The 19,730-nt window shown below is 59.4% G+C and carries 17 protein-coding genes; 12 read left to right on the top strand and 5 right to left on the bottom strand.

Annotated elements, in window-relative coordinates; genetic code table 11:
• Positions 1-14 precede the first annotated feature (14 nt).
• The 4 genes from EV561_RS19965 (at position 15) to uvrB (ending at position 5,723) form a co-directional block, all read left to right on the top strand.
• A complete protein-coding gene (locus EV561_RS19965; RefSeq protein ID WP_132524055.1) occupies positions 15-800 on the top strand; it encodes an alpha/beta hydrolase in 786 nt (261 codons plus the stop codon).
• A 261-nt stretch (positions 801-1,061) separates the two neighbouring features.
• On the top strand, positions 1,062-1,421 hold the full coding sequence (locus EV561_RS19960) for a hypothetical protein (RefSeq protein ID WP_245512765.1): 360 nt from the start codon (positions 1,062-1,064) through the stop codon (positions 1,419-1,421).
• Between the two features lie 268 nt (positions 1,422-1,689).
• Positions 1,690-2,694 carry an acyltransferase family protein gene (locus tag EV561_RS19955; RefSeq protein ID WP_165927865.1) on the top strand — a complete coding sequence of 335 codons (1,005 nt, stop codon included), beginning with the start codon at positions 1,690-1,692 and terminating at the stop codon, positions 2,692-2,694.
• Between the two features lie 107 nt (positions 2,695-2,801).
• Entirely contained in the window at positions 2,802-5,723 is a 2,922-nt protein-coding gene (gene uvrB, locus EV561_RS19950; protein WP_132524052.1) for an excinuclease ABC subunit UvrB, read from the top strand.
• 12 nt (positions 5,724-5,735) lie between these two features.
• Here the strand turns inward: uvrB and EV561_RS19945 are convergent, their stop codons facing one another.
• Positions 5,736-7,838: a DUF4238 domain-containing protein gene (locus tag EV561_RS19945; protein ID WP_132524051.1), complete on the bottom strand. Its 2,103-nt coding sequence runs from the start codon at positions 7,836-7,838 to the stop codon at positions 5,736-5,738.
• A gap of 235 nt (positions 7,839-8,073) precedes the next feature.
• Between EV561_RS19945 and EV561_RS19940 the strand changes: the two genes are divergently transcribed.
• Both EV561_RS19940 and EV561_RS19935 read left to right on the top strand, forming a co-directional pair.
• Positions 8,074-8,322, top strand: a complete 249-nt coding sequence (locus tag EV561_RS19940) for a hypothetical protein (RefSeq protein ID WP_132524050.1) — start codon at positions 8,074-8,076, stop codon at positions 8,320-8,322.
• A gap of 693 nt (positions 8,323-9,015) precedes the next feature.
• Positions 9,016-9,474 carry a hypothetical protein gene (locus tag EV561_RS19935; protein WP_132524049.1) on the top strand — a complete coding sequence of 153 codons (459 nt, stop codon included), beginning with the start codon at positions 9,016-9,018 and terminating at the stop codon, positions 9,472-9,474.
• Between the two features lie 95 nt (positions 9,475-9,569).
• On the opposite strand, the gene EV561_RS19930 is transcribed toward EV561_RS19935, so the two are convergent.
• The gene (locus EV561_RS19930) at positions 9,570-10,184 is read right to left on the bottom strand and encodes an SH3 domain-containing protein (protein WP_245512764.1); all 615 of its coding nucleotides are present in this window, start codon (positions 10,182-10,184) and stop codon (positions 9,570-9,572) included.
• A gap of 12 nt (positions 10,185-10,196) precedes the next feature.
• On the bottom strand, positions 10,197-10,700 hold the full coding sequence (locus tag EV561_RS19925) for an invasion associated locus B family protein (RefSeq protein WP_165927863.1): 504 nt from the start codon (positions 10,698-10,700) through the stop codon (positions 10,197-10,199).
• Between the two features lie 329 nt (positions 10,701-11,029).
• Here EV561_RS19925 and EV561_RS19920 point away from each other — a divergent pair, with 329 nt between their 5' ends.
• Together EV561_RS19920 and EV561_RS19915 are read left to right on the top strand one after the other, a co-directional pair.
• Complete coding sequence (locus EV561_RS19920; protein WP_132524048.1) at positions 11,030-11,521, top strand: DUF4142 domain-containing protein; 492 nt, start codon at positions 11,030-11,032, stop codon at positions 11,519-11,521.
• A gap of 483 nt (positions 11,522-12,004) precedes the next feature.
• On the top strand, positions 12,005-12,214 hold the full coding sequence (locus EV561_RS19915) for a cold-shock protein (RefSeq protein WP_132524047.1): 210 nt from the start codon (positions 12,005-12,007) through the stop codon (positions 12,212-12,214).
• A gap of 186 nt (positions 12,215-12,400) precedes the next feature.
• Here the strand turns inward: EV561_RS19915 and dusA are convergent, their stop codons facing one another.
• Together dusA and EV561_RS19905 are read right to left on the bottom strand one after the other, a co-directional pair.
• Positions 12,401-13,402: a tRNA dihydrouridine(20/20a) synthase DusA gene (gene dusA / locus EV561_RS19910; protein ID WP_132524046.1), complete on the bottom strand. Its 1,002-nt coding sequence runs from the start codon at positions 13,400-13,402 to the stop codon at positions 12,401-12,403.
• 279 nt (positions 13,403-13,681) lie between these two features.
• Entirely contained in the window at positions 13,682-14,980 is a 1,299-nt protein-coding gene (locus EV561_RS19905; RefSeq protein WP_132524045.1) for an extracellular solute-binding protein, read from the bottom strand.
• 147 nt (positions 14,981-15,127) lie between these two features.
• On the opposite strand from EV561_RS19905, the gene EV561_RS19900 reads away from it, so the two are divergent.
• From EV561_RS19900 to EV561_RS19885, 4 genes are all read left to right on the top strand, one after another.
• The gene (locus EV561_RS19900; protein WP_132524044.1) at positions 15,128-16,150 is read left to right on the top strand and encodes a LacI family DNA-binding transcriptional regulator; all 1,023 of its coding nucleotides are present in this window, start codon (positions 15,128-15,130) and stop codon (positions 16,148-16,150) included.
• Positions 16,151-16,176: 26 nt separating this feature from the next.
• A complete protein-coding gene (locus EV561_RS19895) occupies positions 16,177-18,033 on the top strand; it encodes a DUF2264 domain-containing protein (protein WP_132524043.1) in 1,857 nt (618 codons plus the stop codon).
• Positions 18,030-19,040 (top strand): hydroxyacid dehydrogenase, encoded by a 1,011-nt coding sequence (locus EV561_RS19890; protein WP_165927862.1) that lies wholly within the window; start codon positions 18,030-18,032, stop codon positions 19,038-19,040. The genes EV561_RS19895 and EV561_RS19890 overlap by 4 nt, the downstream gene beginning before the upstream one ends.
• Before the next feature lie 97 nt (positions 19,041-19,137).
• Positions 19,138-19,716 carry a hypothetical protein gene (locus EV561_RS19885; protein ID WP_132524042.1) on the top strand — a complete coding sequence of 193 codons (579 nt, stop codon included), beginning with the start codon at positions 19,138-19,140 and terminating at the stop codon, positions 19,714-19,716.
• Positions 19,717-19,730 lie beyond the last annotated feature (14 nt).

Raw genomic sequence — 19,730 nt, 5'->3', positions numbered from 1 at the left:
AAGGAACCCAAATCATGATGATGAACAGACGCACTTTCTCGACTGCGCTGCTTGCAGGCGCCGCCGCCACGTTGATCTCGCCCCGCGCCAGCATGGCCGCGACCTCAGCACCGGTGAAGGCCCGCAACGTCGTGCTTGCCCACGGGCTGTTTGCCGACGGATCATGCTGGACCGAGGTGATCGCGCGATTGCAGGCTGCAGGCCTCAATGCCACCGCCGTGCAAAACCCGTTGACGACTCTGCCTGATGCGGTTGCCTCGGTTAAGCGCGTGCTCGACCGGCAGGATGGGCCGACTGTTCTGGTCGGGCACTCCTTTTCCGGCATGATGGTGACAGAGGCAGGTGTCCATCCGAATGTCTCCGCCCTCGTCTATGTCGCCGCACGAGCCCCCGATGCGGGTGAAGACTATACGGCGCTGGCAAAGACCTACCCAACGCCGCCGGCCTCCGCCGGCATCGTCTTCGACGGCGACGAAGGACGCCTGACCGAGGCAGCATTCCTGCATGATTTCGCGGGCGACCTGCCGGAAGCCAAAGCGAAGGTTCTCTATGCCGTGCAGGAGCCGTTCAACAAGGAATTGCTGACCGGCAAGACCACTGTCGCCGCCTGGCGCTCGAAGCCGAGCTGGTACGCCGTTTCGACAGAGGACAGGACGATCAACCCGGACCTTGAACGCTTCATGGCCAAGCGCATGGGCGCCAAGACGATCGAGGTCAAGGCGAGCCATCTCGCGCTGATCTCCCACCCGGATGTGATCGCCGATCTGATCCTCGACGCGGCAGGGCAGCGCACGGACTGAAGCCGACGGCGGCTAATGACACAAGATCGGTTTGCCGATCGATAGCGTGGCGCCCCCAGGGCGCCACCAGGCCGTGACCCCATAAGAGCTTGATGACTGCGTTAGGTGGAAGTCGTCATGCAATTCGACTATTCGTGGTGAATGCTTAGGTTTGTAGAACTAGAGCTCGGTCAAGGTTGGGCCGCCGAGCCAAACGCGCCAGATCCTGAGGTTTCCGTTGCAGCCTCCTCGGTTGACGTCCGTTTCCGCTCGTACAGGCCTGTGCGAGACGAAAAGCCGTCGGGTATCTTCAAGGCTTTGAACCTATTTTCGAAGGCGGGACCGAGGTTTGATGAGGCGTGGAGCACTCTAAGCTTTATCGGTTGCACCCGGTGGCGCTGGGACGAAACCAACGATCATAAATGGTATGAGGTCGATGGTCATGGTCGCTACAGCGGCATAGCTCCGGATTGGGGCAAATTCTATGAGTTAATTGGCCACGACCCGATCCGCGATGCGGTGCCTTGGGAGACAATCCGGGCCGACACGGCTAACTCCCGACATTTTCTCTATTATTTTCGCGACGAAACGCTTGAGTTCATGGCCGAGGAGTGGTCGTTCATTCCTAGCCCGACGGTCTGATTTTGCGTTTGTCCGGGGCTGGGCCTTTTCCGTTCAGCAACCCAAAGCACAATGAGGCGAAATTATTCCCGCCTTGGTTTGCTTCGATCCCTATAAGGCACAATAAAACCCGTCGGGGCATCGCAAACCGAAATAAAATATGCATTGATGCTCCCGGTCATCACTGTCCCGCCCTGTAAAACGACCTAGATCACGATAGCAACGCCGCCTTCCCGTCAGTTGAAATCCGGAATTGACTGATCCCATGGCAGAAGCACGCAAGAGAGTAATGGCGTTCGATATCGCACGGGGCGTGGCGATCATTCTCGTGGTCTTTGGCCATACCCAACGGGGGCTGGTCGCCGCCAACGTCATGTACGGCTCGCCCGGCTACGTGATCTCGGACTACGTCATCTACACATTCCACATGCCGCTCTTCTTCGTTCTATCAGGATATTTCTTTCGCGGCCCGGCCACCGAAGAGCCGCAGCAATGGTGGTGGACCCGGTCAAGGGCGATCGTCTATCCCTATTTCCTGTGGTCGATCATCCAGGGCATCATCGCCTATGCGGTCTCCGGTTCGGGCGCGACGAACGGTGCGATGTCGCTTTCCCGCATCTTTGAAATCCTGTGGGATCCCATATCGCCCTACTGGTTCCTCTACGCCCTGTTCTTCGGCAATGTGCTCGCCATGCTGCTGATAAGGCTCGGCACCGGCCTGATGATGGCGCTCGCCTTCATATTCTTCATTTCGACATTCCTGCTTGTGCCTGACGTCATCCAGGACGTCGCCTATGGCTTCTTCTATTTCTCGATCGGGATCTTTCTTCGCGACAAGAGTCTGTTGCGATATCTGCCGACATCAGGCGTGGCGGCAATGCTGCTGACTGCGGGATTCCTCGTCGTGGCCCTGTTCAGCTTGCTGACCGGCGTTCCGGAAAGGCTGCCGATCCTAGCGGCCTTTCTCGGCATCGCGGCGCTGATTTCGGCATGCTTCTGTCTGGAGCGGAACTTGGCACAAACTGCGCCGCTTAGATTTCTCGCCCTGATCGGCCAATGCTCGATGGCGATCTTCGTGATGCATATCATCATCGTGTCGACCTGCCGCTTTGCCTTCGTGCGCTTGCTGCATATCGAGGACCCCGCGCCGATACTTGTCACGGCCACTATCATGGGCGTTCTCGTGCCCATGGCGGTCCAGATTTTCGTTCTTCGCTTGAACATTCAGGACTATGTCGGCCTGCCCACCTCGAGCAGAACCGGATGGCATAAACGGCCGGCCCGCGAGGCCTAGCTCCCCGCAAGGCAATCGGCCACGGGGCAAGTTTTCAATACCAAACCGTTTCCCTTTTGTACTCATACCCCCTTCACATTTGCGCTGACTCCCTCCATATTCCGCCCATGGCCAAAACTCCGAAAAAATCCCCCGCCCCGACTGGTTTCGAGGAAGCCCCGCAATCGTCTTTCGAAGGCGCTCCCCTGTCTGGCTCCGTCGCCGATTGGGTGAAGCAGCTCGAGTCCGAAGCGGAGGCCTCGGGCGTCGAGACCCAGCGCCAGATCGCCTCGAAAGCCGGCAAGCATCGCAAGAAGGTGGAGATCGCCGCCTCCAAATCGGCGCGCGGCACGTCCATGGGCGGCTCGACCGATCCTAAGACCCGCGCGGCCGCCGGCCTCAACCCTGTCTCCGGCCTCGACGTCTCGCTGGAGGACGCCGCCTCGCTGAATGCCGGCACGGCCGTAACCGCGACGGTCGAGGCCCTGTCGGCGCTGATCGAGAGCGGCAACCCGTTGCACAAGAACGGCAAGATCTGGACGCCGCACCGCCCTGCCCGCCCCGAAAAATCCGAGGGCGGCATCGCCATCCGCATGAAGTCGGATTACGAGCCCGCCGGCGACCAGCCCAGCGCCATCAAGGACCTCGTCGAGGGCCTGTCGAACGGCGACCGCAGCCAGGTCCTGCTCGGCGTGACGGGCTCGGGAAAAACCTTCACCATGGCCAAGGTGATCGAGGCGACGCAGCGCCCGGCCGTCATCCTCGCGCCGAACAAGACGCTGGCCGCCCAGCTCTATTCGGAGTTCAAGAACTTCTTCCCCGACAATGCGGTGGAATATTTCGTCTCCTACTACGATTATTACCAGCCGGAAGCCTATGTGCCGCGCTCGGATACGTTCATCGAGAAGGAAAGCTCGATCAACGAACAGATCGACCGCATGCGCCACTCGGCCACCCGCTCGCTGCTGGAGCGTGACGATTGCATCATCGTCGCCTCCGTCTCCTGCATCTACGGTATCGGCTCGGTCGAGACCTATACGGCCATGACCTTCCAGATGGAGGTCGGCGACCGGCTGGACCAGCGCCAGCTGCTGGCCGACCTCGTGGCCCAGCAATACAAGCGCCGCGACATGGATTTCCAGCGCGGCAGCTTCAGGGTCAGAGGCGACACGATCGAAATCTTCCCGGCCCACCTGGAAGACGCGGCCTGGCGCATCTCCATGTTCGGCGACGAGATCGACGCCATCACTGAATTCGATCCGCTGACCGGCCAGAAGACCGGCGACCTGAAATCGGTCAAGATCTACGCCAACTCCCACTATGTCACCCCGCGCCCGACGCTGAACGGCGCCATCAAGTCGATCAAGGAAGAGCTGAAGATCCGCCTTGCCGAGCTGGAAAAGGCCGGACGCCTCTTGGAAGCGCAGCGCCTGGAGCAGCGCACCCGCTACGACGTCGAGATGCTTGAGGCGACCGGCTCCTGCGCCGGCATCGAGAACTATTCGCGCTACCTCACCGGCCGCAACCCCGGCGAGCCGCCGCCGACCCTGTTCGAATATATTCCCGACAACGCCCTGCTCTTCATCGACGAAAGCCACGTCTCCGTCAGCCAGATCGGCGGCATGTACCGGGGCGACTTCCGCCGCAAGGCGACGCTGGCCGAATACGGCTTCCGCCTGCCCTCCTGCATGGACAACCGGCCGCTGCGCTTCGAGGAATGGGATGCCATGCGCCCCGACACGATCGCCGTCTCGGCGACACCGGCCGCCTGGGAGCTCGAACAATCCGGCGGCGTCTTCGCCGAACAGGTCATTCGCCCGACCGGCCTGATCGACCCGCCGGTCGAAGTCCGCTCCGCCCGCACCCAGGTCGACGATGTCGTCGGCGAAATCCGCGAGACCGCGGCAAAAGGCTATCGCACGCTCTGCACCGTGCTGACCAAGCGCATGGCGGAAGACCTGACCGAATATCTGCATGAACAGGGCGTCCGCGTCCGCTACATGCACAGCGATATCGACACGCTGGAGCGTATCGAGATCATCCGCGATCTGCGCCTCGGCGCCTTCGACGTCCTCGTCGGCATCAACCTCCTGCGCGAAGGCCTCGACATCCCCGAATGCGGCTTCGTCGCCATTCTCGACGCCGACAAGGAAGGTTTTCTCCGCTCGGAGACATCGCTGATCCAGACGATCGGCCGCGCCGCCCGAAACGTCGACGGCAAGGTCATCCTCTATGCCGACACCATCACCGGCTCGATGAAGCGGGCGATGGAGGAAACCGGTCGCCGCCGCGAAAAACAGATGGCATATAACGAAGAACACGGCATCACGCCGGAGAGCGTCAAGGCCAAGATCTCCGACATCCTCGACTCGGTCTACGAACGCGACCACGTCCGCGCCGACATTTCCGGCGCCTCGGGCAAGGGTTTTGCGGATGGCGGCAACCTCGTCGGCAACAACCTGCAGGCCCATCTCAACGCGCTGGAAAAGAGCATGCGCGACGCCGCCGCCGACCTCGACTTCGAAAAGGCAGCCCGCCTGCGCGACGAAATCAAACGCCTCAAGGCCGTCGAACTCGCCGCCATGGACGACCCGATGGCGAGAGAGGAAGCCAAGTCGATGGAAGGCGGCAGGAAGAAGACCGGCGCCCCAGGCGAGACCGGCTCCCTCCCCCCTGTGGGGAGGGTTGGGGAGGGGAAAGCCACGAATGAGGGCCAAGCCTCCTACTTCGCCAAACCCACCCTCGACGACATGGGCCCGGGCACAGACACCGTCATTCCATCATCCCGAGGGCCCCTCTTCCGCCGCAACACGCTGGACGAAATGACCGTCGGCCGCACCGAAAAGCCGGTCACAGGCAACCTGCCGGAAAGACCGACGGAATCGATCGGCACGAAGAAGCGCTTCTCGCCCCTCCTCGAAGGCCAGCCGGAACGGGATGATCCGCGCCCCATCGTCCGCGGCAAGGCCGGCGTCGGGTCCTATGAGGACCCGATCGATCAGAAGCGCAAGGAGCGGACGAAGGGGAAAACTGGGCGGCCGGGAAGGTAGTCGAATCCGAGATCAAGTCGCGGTTTCAAGCTGTACTAAATATTCCGCATCAATTCCCAATGGAATGTGTGCATAAAATTGCCCATTACCCAGATCTTGAATAATAACTCCGACAGCCAAAAGCCAACGCTCAAAATGCCGATTTACAAAGAATATTTCCTCAAAATTTTCCCATACATCTAAATTTTCATAGAAGGCGGAAAGATCAGCCGCAAACAAACATAACCAGTCATTCATTTGATAAGGGCGAAGTAGTTGGTCAATCTCAGGAGGGATGGAGCGCGTTCCATTGACACCCGCAAAGGCCCCTAAGATTCGAGCTACATGAGCCAGAATTAATTCAACCTGTTCAAATGCCAGCGTAAGGAACCCATCAAGGTCCGAATCCACGCGGTAGGAGCGACGCTTCTCAGTACAATCTGAAAGAATGTTGGGAAGATGATTTTGAAAGTCCTCAATATGCATTGACGCATCGTCCAGAGATAAAGTCGAGCGCCTCGTGCAGTAATAAATATCAAAGATTTTACGTGCCCTAGCATAGAAATAGTCATCGATAGACGCTTGAAGTTTTTCAAGCATCCAACCCGAGAAGCGAGTTCGTTCCAAATAGTCTAATACCAACCCATTCAGAAGATAAAAAACTGTGTTAACAGCGGCTCTGCGGTCGTCTTCTACGTCCGTTAAGATAGCATCAGCCAAAAAACCTCTAAGAATAAACCGAGTCTTAAGGGCGCCTTCACTTTTGACAGTGATTGGCATGGCAACTCCGATCCCCAGCGGAGAATATGTCGACTTCAATTCCTGCGTTGGTTCATAGCCCCTATCTAACGATCCTATTGCACCTTCGTAATCATTAGCGAACGTGAAGCCATCAAGTACACTATATGCCACACCCAAATCCGCACTAAGTACGATCTCTTTCACTGCCTCTGCCAATCTCTTGGCGAGCTCTTCATCTCCGAAATCATACAACATTAGCTGAATATTATATGAGTCTTCGGTCGCGGGTTTCTTCTGAATCTTGTTTAGTTCAAGCGCTTGTTCTGACAGCGGCGCGCGTAAATATTCACCAATAACTTCAAGAATTTTTTCAGATACCGCTTTGTTGATCTCAGTTCGAACAACTTGCCCGAGGTCCGCTTGTAAAATGCCCTCTAGGGCCACCTCCTCCTTCGACAAAAAGAATTCAAAACAAGATCTTGCTGCTAACGAATTAAATTCACTGACCTCAAAGGTTTGGTCCGCCGTCTTTTTGCCAACCAACAGCGCGTTGGGCGTTAGCGGCATTGCGACCATAGCAACATCGTCATCAACGAATAGGAGCGATTGCCAAGGACCTTCGGAAGTGGCGGCAATACAAATGCAGTCAGGTAGAATTGCTGCAGACTCCGCATGCGCAACTATCTCCCATCTAAGTTCACGCAATTGCGCTATCCTTTTGGGAGGAGCCAGTGAATTAAGAAGAATATCTCTATGGGAATCGCGTATTTTTTTCTCGGCTCCAATGCTAAATTGGGATATCGCGAGTGATATTGCCTCCCGAGCATCTTTTGTAATTTGATCAAGCTGCTCTCTGAGACCCATATATATTATTCGAACCAGAGTTTCCGAACTGACGCCCGTCGATTCGTCCAGTTTATTAAGCAACACCTGCTCATGAATCGCGGATGCAATTGCCGCGGGCGGCCTATGGGCTGGAAGCCGATTAGATCCGACGACAGACGCGGGGTCAGTCGCAAGCACGTACATAGTATCAGCTAGACCGCTCCACATTTCAGAGACGGACTTCCTTAAATATTGCGACCTAAAAAAGAAATGAACCACAATCTCAGACGCTATATCCGCCTCTATACCTGAGCCAATAGGCAGGCTTCGCAGATGGTCTACAAGCGGAAATATTTTATGTTCGTAATTGGTGATCAGATCATCAAGAGTTACATCGCCAGCTGCCGACGGAGAAGAGTAAAAATCGTGCTCCTTACCCGCGTCACCGCGAGCGACAGGTATCGCTTTGTCCTTTCCACGACGATACATCCATAGCTGATCTTTGGTTTCGGAAAATACAAACGGCTTCTGAAAGTGCCGGGGGATGAAATGCTGTCCGCGACCAGCCATATAAGGCAAACCCGTTCCATAAAATTAATACTTATAATTGCTTATTACGCCATATTGCACAACTTTAAAACGCCAGAAATCAGGTTTTTTGCCTCGCGTAGCACCATCGCTTCTCCAAGCGATCACCCCACTCAAAATCACCCCCCAACCCTTCGCACTCCCCGCTAACCCTCCATCAACCAATCCCTGCCATATCTCCCAGCAAACAAAGCCTAAGCATACGGAGACTCACTGCATGGCGATGATCGGGTTCAAGAGCACCAACAACCAGGCCGTCTACGTCAATCCGGCCCAGGTCATCTATGTCACGGCCTTCGAACCCGATGTCTCGATCATCGCTTTCGCTGTGGCGGGGCATAACGGCCAGCCGGCTGTCATCCATGTGCGCGGCAGCGTCGACTTCGTGCAGTCGAGACTGTCCGGCGTCGCTCCGGCGCACGGCGCGCCGGCCATGGCCGGAAGCGCGGTTGCCAAATCCGCCTGAGGGTGGAGTCTGCTGGACCGTAGACTGAGAGCTTGAGCAGCCTCACGTCAGGCAGTGCCGGTCGCCCCGGGCGCGGCGTCATGCTCGGGCCTGTCCCGAGTATCTGTAACCATCGAACTGGTTGAGACGTGGCAGTTTCCTGGGACAAGCCCGGGAATGACGGAAGAGGATGAACTGTCGTCCTCCAGTGAAGAACGCCAGCGACTTGGGCGAAAATCACCACTCGCTTTTCCCCGCTCCCCGCCACCTCCCCTATAATCCCTGTCGTTCCGTCCTCGGATACGCTGCCAGGCGTGGCAGTGAGGCGGGACCGGCGCGGGTCGTGAGGGGAAGACGCAAAGCCTCATGCTCCGGGTCCGCAGAAAATGGTCTCCCTCCGGAGACGGCGAAGGGGAAACTCTTCGGGTTTCGCTCCGGGCGTGCCTGTGCGGCACACATGGTTTCCGTCCGGCCAATCGTCCGGATCAAACGGAAGTCGCAGAGAGACCGGAGTTGCGGGCATAAAACGCCGAACGGGGCGCTGAGAGGTGCCACTTTTTTACCTATTAACGAGGCAGCTTTCAGCGCCCCGTCCGAGACTGCCCGGCTCTGCCGGTAGAAAAGACCGACGACGACATGGGGACCGAACGGCCCGCGTGGCCGCTTCGCCATGCCCGCATTCGAAACCAGAGCCCAGGCTTCAGGAGACAGGACATGAGCAACCCACAGCACGAACGGATCGAACGCGCCATGTTCGCCCCCGGCTGTCCCCGCAACGAGTGGGACGAGCAGATACTGCGCTGGTGGAAGATCGACCTCGATCGCTTCCGCTGGCTGGAGAAGCGCGTCGCGGAGATGATGGCCGTTCCGCAACTGCGCTGCTTCAGGCGCCGTTGCCGCCGCAACGGCCGTTGTGGCTTTATCGTTACCCAGGACAAAAGTCCGGCCTGCCTTCGCAATCTGACGGAACAGGAGCACGCGGCCTATGTCGAATTGCTCGGGCAAGCGCTGCATTTTTACAGCCCGCATCAACCGGTCCCCATCACGCGGCGGACCGAAGTCGATCATGTCTGCGAGGAACTGGTCCTGGCGATCGCCGATCGCAAGAGCCCGCGCATAGGCTATCTGCGCCGGCGCTGGCGGGAGGCCGCCGATGCCGGAAAGAAGCGATAGCCCCTTATAGCGCCTGACCGATGATCGACGGGACCGAGCGGCATTGCCGCCTGACCGAGCTGCCGGAGACCCGTTTGCCCCGGAACACCGGCATCCTACTTCACCACTTCGGCGGGATAGACGCCCCAGATCTCGCCTTGCCTGACATAGCCGGACAGATCGTGTTTCTGCAGCTTTACGTGGCACCATTTGCCGTCGCAGGAGGATATGGTCAGCCGAACGCGGGCCTCGAGCGCGGCGATCTCGGCGGCGGATACTTCCGCTTCGGTCCTGAGCGGCGCCGTCGCCTTCAGCCACGGGCCGATCACGCCGCTGCGGTGGCCGGAAAGCAGCGCGCCATACATCCAGCCGGACGTGCCGGCATAATCGCGCACGCGCCGCCAGTGGCCGTATTCCTCGGTGATCTCCATGGGCAGGCCCTGGGCGGTGTAGATCCACTTGGTGGCGTAATCGAGCGACGGCCCGACGCGCATGCGCGCCTGCCGCGATTTCAGCGAGACGAAGCGCGGCACGGGCAGGCCGGTCTCGCGCCCCCGCTGGAAGCCGGCGGCAAGCGGCGCCTGTCCCGGCTTGCTCTCAACCGGGTTCGACAGGACAGGCTTCGACATGGCGATGGAATAGATCGCCACGGCTGCGAAGACCGCCGCCAGCCCGCCGAAAACAGGGCCGAAGCGGCCGCGCCGCCGGCCCTTCGCCTTCATTTCAGACATGTCAGGCCCGGCTCAATTGCACTTGGCGACCTGTTTCAGCGCCGCCGTGATGCCAGAGAGCGAATAGGAATAGCTTGTGGACGTTCCCCGCTTCGAGGTCGCCTCGACAAGCATGTCGCTGCCGCCCTGCATGGCGCTGACCATCTGCGGCTCCTCACCTTCTTTCTGAACCCAGGCGGCGTTGTCCTTGGTGAACATCACGAACTTGTCGTCGCCGATGGTGATGTTGACAGCCGAGCCGGCTTTCAGCGGATAGCCCATGATTGCTTCGGGCACATAGGCCGAGCCGCCGTCACCGCCGGGGGACACGATGAAGAAATTGCGCCCATGGTCGATTCCCTCCGGCTTCATCTGCTTCGGCATGGAAAGCGCGTAGCACACGGTCCCCTGTTTCGATGCATAGGAATAGACGCCCCAGTCGTCGAACTCGTTGATCCGCGTCGGTTGCGCGGCAGCGGCGATCGAAGCGCTGGAAAGGAGGAGCGAAAAGGCAATGGCTATAGGCTTCACGGACATGATTTTTCCTGCCGATTGTGAGGGAAATGAACGCGGTCGTGGGACAGACCGGCTGGAACGAACGATGGCCATTTGAAGGCAGGCGCGATTAACGAGAGGTTAATTCGAACGTTACGATTTAGTAATGGAAGTGAAACCGGGGCACCTCGGCGCGCACCGTGAAAGCGCGAATTTCCCCTGTCAGCCAGTCTGTCGTAACATGTTCGAGAGAAGCCTTCGATCCGGCGCAAAACGCCCTAGATCGAGGGAACAAAGGAAGTTTTCTGCGGTTTGAATCAGAAATCCGAGGTTGAAGAAAAACAAGGGAAATCCGAAAGCGAGGTGTTCCCATGAAGAGGACGACGATCGTGCTGGCGGGTACCGCCATTCTGATAGGCTGCCTGATCGCATCAGAGGCGCTGGCAAAGAGCGACAAGGAATTTCTGAGCGACGCCATCAAGACCGACAATGCCGAGATCGCGCTCGGCCAGCTCGCGGTCCAGAAGGGCAGCACCGACAACGTGCGCAAATATGGCCAGACGCTGGTCACGGATCACCAGAAGGGCAAGGATGCCGCCGCGGCGCTGGCGCCCGCTTTGCAGGTCAAATCGATGGAAGGCCTGCCGCCGGACGCCGTGAAGGAACAGAAGAAGCTGCAGGGCCTTACCGGCACGGATTTCGACAAGGAATTCGCGCAATTCATGATCGCTGGCCATAAGCAGGCGATATCGGAATTCCAGGAAAAGGCCGGCGAAGGCGACCGTCCGGTGCCGCAGCTCGCCAAGCAGACCCTGCCGACGCTCCAGGAACACCTGAAGATGGCCGAGGACTTGGCGCATTGACCTTGACGCATTGACATCGCTCTTTTGGGCGATATGTCTGCCGTCACATCACCGCATGGTGAATCGATAAAGCCGCAGCATTGATCTATGGTTGTCGGATGGGAGTGTGTCCCGCTTTGGATCGGGCAACCGTCTAAATTTGGTACGATCCCTCGCCCGGATGTGGTACTTTTCATCAAACCCTTGATTTTCGAGGGCTATCCGCGACGTTTATCGCTGTGCCATAATATTGCCGCTTGCTTTTTTCCGAAAATGCTGTCACCGATAGCGGCCTCGGGCATTTGCATGCCGGTGACTGGACTGATGTGGCAATGCCGCGTGCGCGAGGCAGCGGCCCCGGGGGATTTCCCCTTCTGCGTAGACGTTCTTTCCCCGTACGTGACTTCTCGACTGAGCCTTCGCACGTCTGTGTGAAGGGTAAGCCGTCCGCCTCCTCTCGAGGGTGCGGATACTGAACTGACAAAGGGACAAAGGACTTCTCCCATGGCCACCAAGGGCACCGTAAAATTCTTCAACCAGGACAAGGGTTTTGGTTTCATCACTCCGGACGGCGGCGCTAAGGACGTATTCGTCCACATTTCCGCTCTCCAGGCTTCTGGTATCCAGACGCTGCGCGAAGGCCAGCAGGTTACCTTCGACACCGAGCCGGATCGCATGGGCAAGGGCCCGAAGGCCGTCAACATCCAGGCCTAAGCCTTTCGCCTCATAGCGAAGCCAAAGTTTCGAAACGGCGTGCCGCAAGGCGCGCCGTTTTGCGTTGTGAGGAATAACGGGCAACCGCCCGTCCCCGCCCCTTCCGAACATGAGATAATGCCCGAAACGACGGAGGGTATCGCATCGGATGTTTTTTACGGGTTCGGGTAAACGTGCAAGAGCGCCTTAGGCGCTGATCGCCTCGCGCTCCAGCGCTGCGGTTTCTACTGCGGCGAAGGCGGCGGCGATCACTTCAGGCCCTGCCCCGTTCTTCGTAGCGTCGGTGGAGAGAATCTGGCGATAGCGCCGCGCGCCGGGAAGGCCGCTAAACAGGCCAACCATATGGCGTGCGACATGCTGCAGCCTGCCGCCATTGCCGATATGATCGGCCGCATAGGCCATCATCGCGTCGCGCAGGGCGTTCCAGTCCGGCGCGGCCGCCGGCGCGCCATAGAAGCGGCGGTCGACGTCGGCAAGGATGGCGGCGTTCTGGTAGGCCGCACGGCCGAGCATGACGCCGTCGACATGGCGCAGATGCGCCTCGGCCTCATCAAGCGTCTGGATGCCGCCGTTGATGCCGATGAAGACATCCGGCCAGCGCTGCTTCATGCGATAGACGATATCGTAATCGAGCGGCGGGATCTCGCGATTCTCCTTGGGCGACAGGCCTTTCAGCCAGGCCTTGCGCGCATGCACCCAGACCACGTCCGCGCCGGCGTCGATGACTCGGGCGATGAAGTCGGGCAGCACCTCTTCCGGCTCCTGATCGTCGACGCCGATGCGGCATTTGACTGTGACCGGCACGGTTGCGACCGCCTTCATCGCCGCAACGCTTGCCGCCACGACATCAGGCGTCTGCATCAGGCAGGCGCCGAAGGTCCCGGACTGCACGCGGTCCGAGGGGCAGCCGACATTGAGGTTGATCTCGTCGTAGCGATAGGGCTCGGCGATCCGCACCGCCTCGGCAAGCTTTGCCGGATCCGATCCGCCAAGCTGCAGCGCAACAGGATGTTCCGCTGCATCATGGCCAAGCAGACGATCCCGCGGCCCATGAATGATCGCGTCGGCCACCACCATTTCGGTATAGAGCAGCGCATTACGGCTGATCTGCCGGTGAAAGAAGCGGCAGTGCCGATCGGTCCAGTCGATCATGGGAGCAACGGCGAAAACAGGACGCCCGGAAATCATCGTCTTACTCTTACCTCAGGTCTCACCATTAAAGGCCGCGTGCAGCATCTTGCCGCTCATATGGCGAAGATCACCCTAAAATGCGAGGAAAAACTTATCCGCCCCTCGATTGCTCGACTTGCCGGAAGATCGGAGGATGCCGGCACGCTCCGCCCTCGCCGCGCCAAAGAGCGCGGTCTCATCGACGCAAGCGGGTTTGCCAAGAACCCCATGCCGAAGGCAAGGAGAAAGGTTACCGGGCAGAAACAGGCGGCAAATGCGCTGCCTGCCTGCAAAACATTAGCCGGCTTTGATTGTCGTCTTACCCTGCGATACGAGCTTCTCTGCGGCCTCGGCAACGGTAATCTTGCCGAAGGCAAGCTGGTCGGCGATCGGCCGCATGACCTTCTGGTCGAATTCCGTCGATCCGAGCGGCGCCGGCGGCGGGTAGTCGCCGACCTGATCCTTCAGAAGCTCCACATATTTGACGGTCGCCTGTTCCGTCGGGTTGAGACCGGGAAGAATCGCCTGACGAACCGCAGGCGACATCGGAACGCCGCGCTCGACGCCGAGGATCTTGCCGGCCTCCACGTCGTTGACGAAGAAGTCGATGAATTTTGCCGCCTGTTCGCCATGCTGCGTCGTCGCACCAACGCTCCAGATCAGCGCGGGACGATAGTAATGGCCGGACGGCCCGCCTTTCTTCTCGCGCGGCAACATGGTGACGGCAAGCTTGTCCTTCACGACCAGCTGATATCCGACCAGCTGGTTGGAATAGGCCATGCCCATTGCCGACTTGCCGAGCGCCAGGCAATTGCTCTCGATGACGTTCTGGTCGAGCGTCTGAACATCAGCGGAGACAGTGCCGCCCTTCTGGCGCAGGTCCTCCCAGTAGGAATACCACTCCTTAGCGTCGTCTACGCCGAAACCGAGTGCGCCCTCGTTGGTATAGAGCATCTTGCCGCGTTGGCGCAGCCAGGCGTCGAAGACATAGTTGTAGCGTGCGCCATATGGCCCGCCCCAATAGCTGCGCTTGCCGGCAGCCTTGGTCATCTCGACGGCGATCTTGGCATAATCATCCCAGGTCGTATCCGGACCGGGCGGATTGATGCCGACCTTCTTGAACATGTCATCGTCATAGAACAGTGCGAAGGAATTCAGGCCGAGGCCGATACCCCACAGTTTGTTGTCCACCGTCGTCAGCTTCAGCACATCCTTGCCGAAGGCATCGACCTTCAGGGTGGACGGAACGAACTCATCAAGCGCCAGGCAAGCGCCGCGCTTGGAATAATCCGAGATCGTGCTCGGCTCGAGCTGGAAGACGTCGGCAATGTCGCGGCTCGCCATCTCGGTTGCGAGCTTGGTCCAGTAGCCGTCGCCGCTGATGCTTTCGCCGATGACGTCGATGTCGGCATTCTTTTCGTGGAACAGCTTGGCGACATCGACGGTGCGCTTGGTGCGGTCGTTGCCGCCCCACCACATCGCGCGAAGCTGGACATTGTCCGCGGCAAAGGCAGATCGGGATTGCGTAGCTCCAAAGGCCAGGCCCGCTGCAGCGCCTGCGGATGCAACCATAAATGAACGGCGGTTCAATCGCATGAGTTTCCTCCTTCTCTTGCGAAACCTTGCACAGGAACGGCCCTCCGACCGATCGTGTCCATGGGAGAAAGGGTATGCAATATGAAAGTTTTTTGCAAGATTATATCTTTCTATTGCAAATTTGCATTATTTGCATAGGATCGAGCCATGAATGAAATTCGCTCAAAACGTCTGCGCCAGGCAGACATCGCCGAAAAAGCGGGCGTGTCGATCTCGACGGTATCGCGCGTCCTTGCCAACGAACCCGGCATCAGCGCGGTCATCCGTCAGCATATCCTCAAGGTCGCAGCCGATATCGGCTATCCCGTAAAGTCCTCTGCCGAACCATTGCCCGGCGGACTTGCGCTGATTGCCAGCGACAGCGCCACCGGCGGGCTGAGCGTCTTCTACGAAGGCATCGTAGAGGGATTGCGGGCCAATGCCCTCGAACGAGGAATGCCGTTCGATATACGCCTCGTTCGCGAGGCGCGGATAACGCCTGAAAACGTTCGGGAGCAGATGTCGACCGCAAAGGCCGAGGGCCTGTTTCTCGTCGGCATCGATCCATCGGATGAACTGCGCCTCTGGCTGGAGGAGAGCGGCACGCCGCTCGTCCTGGTCAACGGCACGGATCCCAGGATGCGCTTCGATGGCGTATCGCCTGCGAATTTCTTTGGCGCATTCGAGGCGACCAGCCGGATTCTGGCCGCCGGCCATCGCCGCGTTCTCCACCTGACGGGCTTGCATCGCCAGACGATCCACGAGCGCACGCGCGGCTTCGACGCGGCCATATCTGCCGTCGAAGGTGCCACCAGCCGCCTCCTGCCCCTGTCGTTTCAGGGAAGTGCCAGTGCGGAAGCCCATGCCGTGACATCTGCCGTGCTGACGGAAAGCCCCGACTTCACGGCGGCATTCTGCATGAACGACTTCGTCGCCGTTGGCGTGCTGGAGGCAGTCAAAGAGGCAGGCCGTCGCGTGCCGGAGGATTTCGCCATTGTCGGTTTCGACGATCTTCCCTGCGCATTGATGACCGATCCGCCGCTCTCCACCATGCGAGTGGACCGGGCCGCGATCGGACGCGATTCCGTCTCCCTGATGATATCCCGCTTCCGCGACAGGAACGTGCCGACGCGGCAGATATGCCATGCCGTCGTGCCGGTGAGCGGCGGCACCCTTCCAAGCGAGACCTGATCCATCGTTCCCGAAAGAGCCACTCCATGACGTACGATCCTGTCAGCAGCAATCCACTCTCCGGCAACCTGCTCCGCAATCGGAAAGACATGGAGCGCGCGCTGACAGATCTCTTCGATCCGCTGCTGCCCTACTTCTCGCAGGGCAATGCCCGTGTAAGGCTGGATGCGACTGCTGCTCATTTCGATCGCGCGGCTGCCGATCTGGAAGGCTTTGCCCGTCCATTGTGGGGCCTCGCCCCGCTTGGAGCCGGCGGAAGCGAATTTGCCCATTGGGACAAATATGCCGAGGGAATCGCGAACGGAACCGATCCCGCGCATCCGGAGTATTGGGGCACCGTTGCCACTCGCGACCAGCGCATGGTCGAACTCGCCGCTCTCGGCTTTGCGCTTGCCCTCGTGCCTGAGAAAATATGGGAGCCGCTCGATCGCCGCGCCCGCGACAATGTCATCAACTACCTCAAGCAGGCTCGCCAATTCGACTATGCCGACAACAACTGGAAATTCTTCCGCATCTTCGTCGATATCGCACTCGATCGCCTCGGCGCGGATTTCGATCGCAGCCTGACCAAGACCTATCTCCGCGAACTCGACGGTTTCTATATCGGCGACGGCTGGTATCGTGACGGCAATGTACGGCGCATCGATCATTACATTCCCTTCGCCATGCATTTCTACGGGCTGATCTATTCGAAGCTCATCGACGACGACCATGCGAAGCGCTACCGCGAACGCGCCGTGCTCTTTGCGAAGGACTTCCGCAACTGGTTCGCCGAGGATGGCGCCGTCATCCCCTTCGGCCGCAGCCTGACCTATCGCTTCGCCTGTGCCGGCTTCTGGTCGGCACTTGCCTTTGCCGACCTGGAGGCGCTGCCCTGGGGTGAAATCAAAGGGCTCTGCCTGCGGCATCTGCGCTGGTGGTCGGACAAGCCGATCGCCAACAGCGACGGAACATTGCCGATCGGTTACGGATACCCGAACCTATTGATGTCGGAGAACTACAATTCCGCCGGCTCGCCCTATTGGGCCTTCAAGGCGTTCCTCCCATTGGCGCTCGATAGCAACCATCCCTTCTGGACCGCGGAAGAAAAGCCGCTGGTCGAGGAGGCGACAGTCGCGCCGCAGCGCCATCCCGGCATGGTGATGATGCGCACCAAGGGCGATGTCATCGCGCTCTCCTCCGGTCAGGAAAACCTGCAGATGCGGTTCGGCTCCGAGAAATATGCCAAATTCGCCTATTCGGCCCGCTACGGTTTCAGCGTTGAAAGCGATGAGCGCGCCTTTGTCGGCGGCGCCTTCGATTCCATGCTCGCCTTCAGTGACGACGGCCTGCACTATCGGGTTCGCGAGACCAACAGCGACGCCAGGCTTGCCGGCGATGTCCTCTATTCGAAATGGTCACCCTTCAGTGATGTATCAGTAGAAACATGGCTCATCCCTTCGGCACAGTGGCATATCCGCGCCCACCGTGTCGTGACGCCAAGACCCTTGCAGACTGCCGAAGGCGGCTTCGCCATAGCGCGTCGCGACTTCAATGCCGACACTCTCGTCGCGGACAAAGGCTCTGCCTATGCTGTCGGTGAAGCGGATTTCAGCGGCATTCTCGACCTCGGCTCTTCGGTCGAACGGACAGGCATAGCGCAGAAGGCGCCCCCGAACACCAACCTCATCGTCGCAAGGACACTGGTCCCGCAATTGCGCGCCGAGATCCCTGCGGGCGAGACGATTTTGATCTCGGCCGTTCTTGCTTTGCGCGATCCCAATGCTGTTTCCACCGCTTGGCCCCATGCACCCGGCACGCCCGATATCGATGCATTGCGCGCACTCGTCGAGCGGGACGGCGTTACCATCAGCGCCATCGAAGCACCGAGCCGACTGCCGTGATCAGACCCACCATCGCCCTTGCCATGCAGCCGAGCCGCACCCAGCATGTGCTGACGCCGCTCCTTCTTGAAAAGCTGGCCGGGATCGGACGCCTTCTCGATGTCGCGCCGATGGTGCGCTTCGATGACGAACGGTCCCGGCGGCTATTGGCCGAAGCGGAAATCCTTGTCACCGGCTGGGGAGCGCCGCCAATCGATGCCGGCGAGCTCTCCCGCGCTCCACATCTGAAGCTCATCGTTCATGCGGCCGGCACGGTCAAAGGACTGATCGACGACGGCGTATTCGATGTCGGCATAGCGGTCAGCCACGCCGCACAGGCCAATGCCGTGCCCGTCGCAGAACTCACCCTCGCCGCCATCATCTTCGCCGGCAAGAAAGTCTTCCGCTTCCGCAATCTCTATGTCGCAGACCGTAGCCGTGCGCGCACGATGCCGATGCAAGCGGAAGCCATCGGCAACTACCGGCGGATCGTCGGTATCGTCGGCGCTTCGCGGATCGGGCGGCGGGTGATCGAACTGCTCCGGCCCTTCGACTATCGCGTGATCGTCTACGATCCCATTATGGACGACAGCGAGGCGCAGCAATTGGGCGTCGAAAAACTCGATCTCGATGCGCTGATAGCTACAGCCGATATCGTCTCCATTCATGCACCATCCCTGCCCGCAACGCGGCACATGATCGATGCCCGACGCCTGTCGCTGATGAAGGCCGGGGCAACTCTGATCAACACCGCGCGCGGCGCGCTCGTGGACGAAGCCGCACTGATCGACGTGCTCAAGTCCGGACGCATCGATGCCGTGATCGACGTGACCGATCCGGAAATACCGGACGCCGCCTCGCCTTTCTACGATCTGCCCAACGTCTTTCTGACGCCCCATATCGCCGGCGCTGTCGGATTGGAGAGAACGCGGCTCGGCGAGATGGCCGTCGATGAGGTCTGCCGCTTCATAGAAGGAAAACCCCTGCTTTATCGGGTTCATCGGCAGGATCTTCAGCATATGGCATGAACCAGCCTACCAAAAGACACATGCTTAGATTTGGGATTGTCTAAAAACCCGTTTTTAACGTTCATGACTTAGTAATCTCTCGAAAGAGAGGTTTGTAATGCGTACCCGTACCGTCTTTATCGTCGCCTTGGCGCTTTTGGCCGGCTGCGCGACGGCTCCTCATCAGACGAGAAACGTCTGCGCGATCTTCGATCAGCGCGATGGCTGGTTCAATAATTGGCGCCGGGCGGCGGAGAACACCCAGCGGGAATATGGTGTCCCCGTGCCCATTCTGATGGCGACGGTCTATGCGGAATCGGGCTTCAGCCCCTATGCGCGGCCACCCCGGACGAAGCTGCTCGGCTTCATTCCCTGGACGCGTCCTTCAACCGCCTACGGCTACTCGCAGGCGCTCGATGGTACATGGGACAAATACCAGCGGGAAACCGGCCACTGGGGCGCACGGCGATCGAACTTCGTCGACGCGATCGACTTCATTGGCTGGTACCATGAGCAGAGCCACCTGCAGAACGGCATTGCGCTGAACGACGCCTACAGCCTCTACATCGCATACTACGTTGGCCCCAAGGCCTATGCGCAAGGTAGCTGGCGCGGCAATGCCAGCCTGCAGGCGACGGCAAGGCGCGTCGCCGGCATGGCCGCACTCTACGCCAATCAATTGCCGGAATGTGAATAAGCGGACGACGCGAC

The organism is Rhizobium sp. BK376, from assembly GCF_004341625.1.
Lineage (GTDB): Bacteria > Pseudomonadota > Alphaproteobacteria > Rhizobiales > Rhizobiaceae > Rhizobium.
The sequence above is the reverse complement of the archived record's forward strand: the minus strand, read 5'-3'. Positions and strand labels throughout refer to the sequence as shown.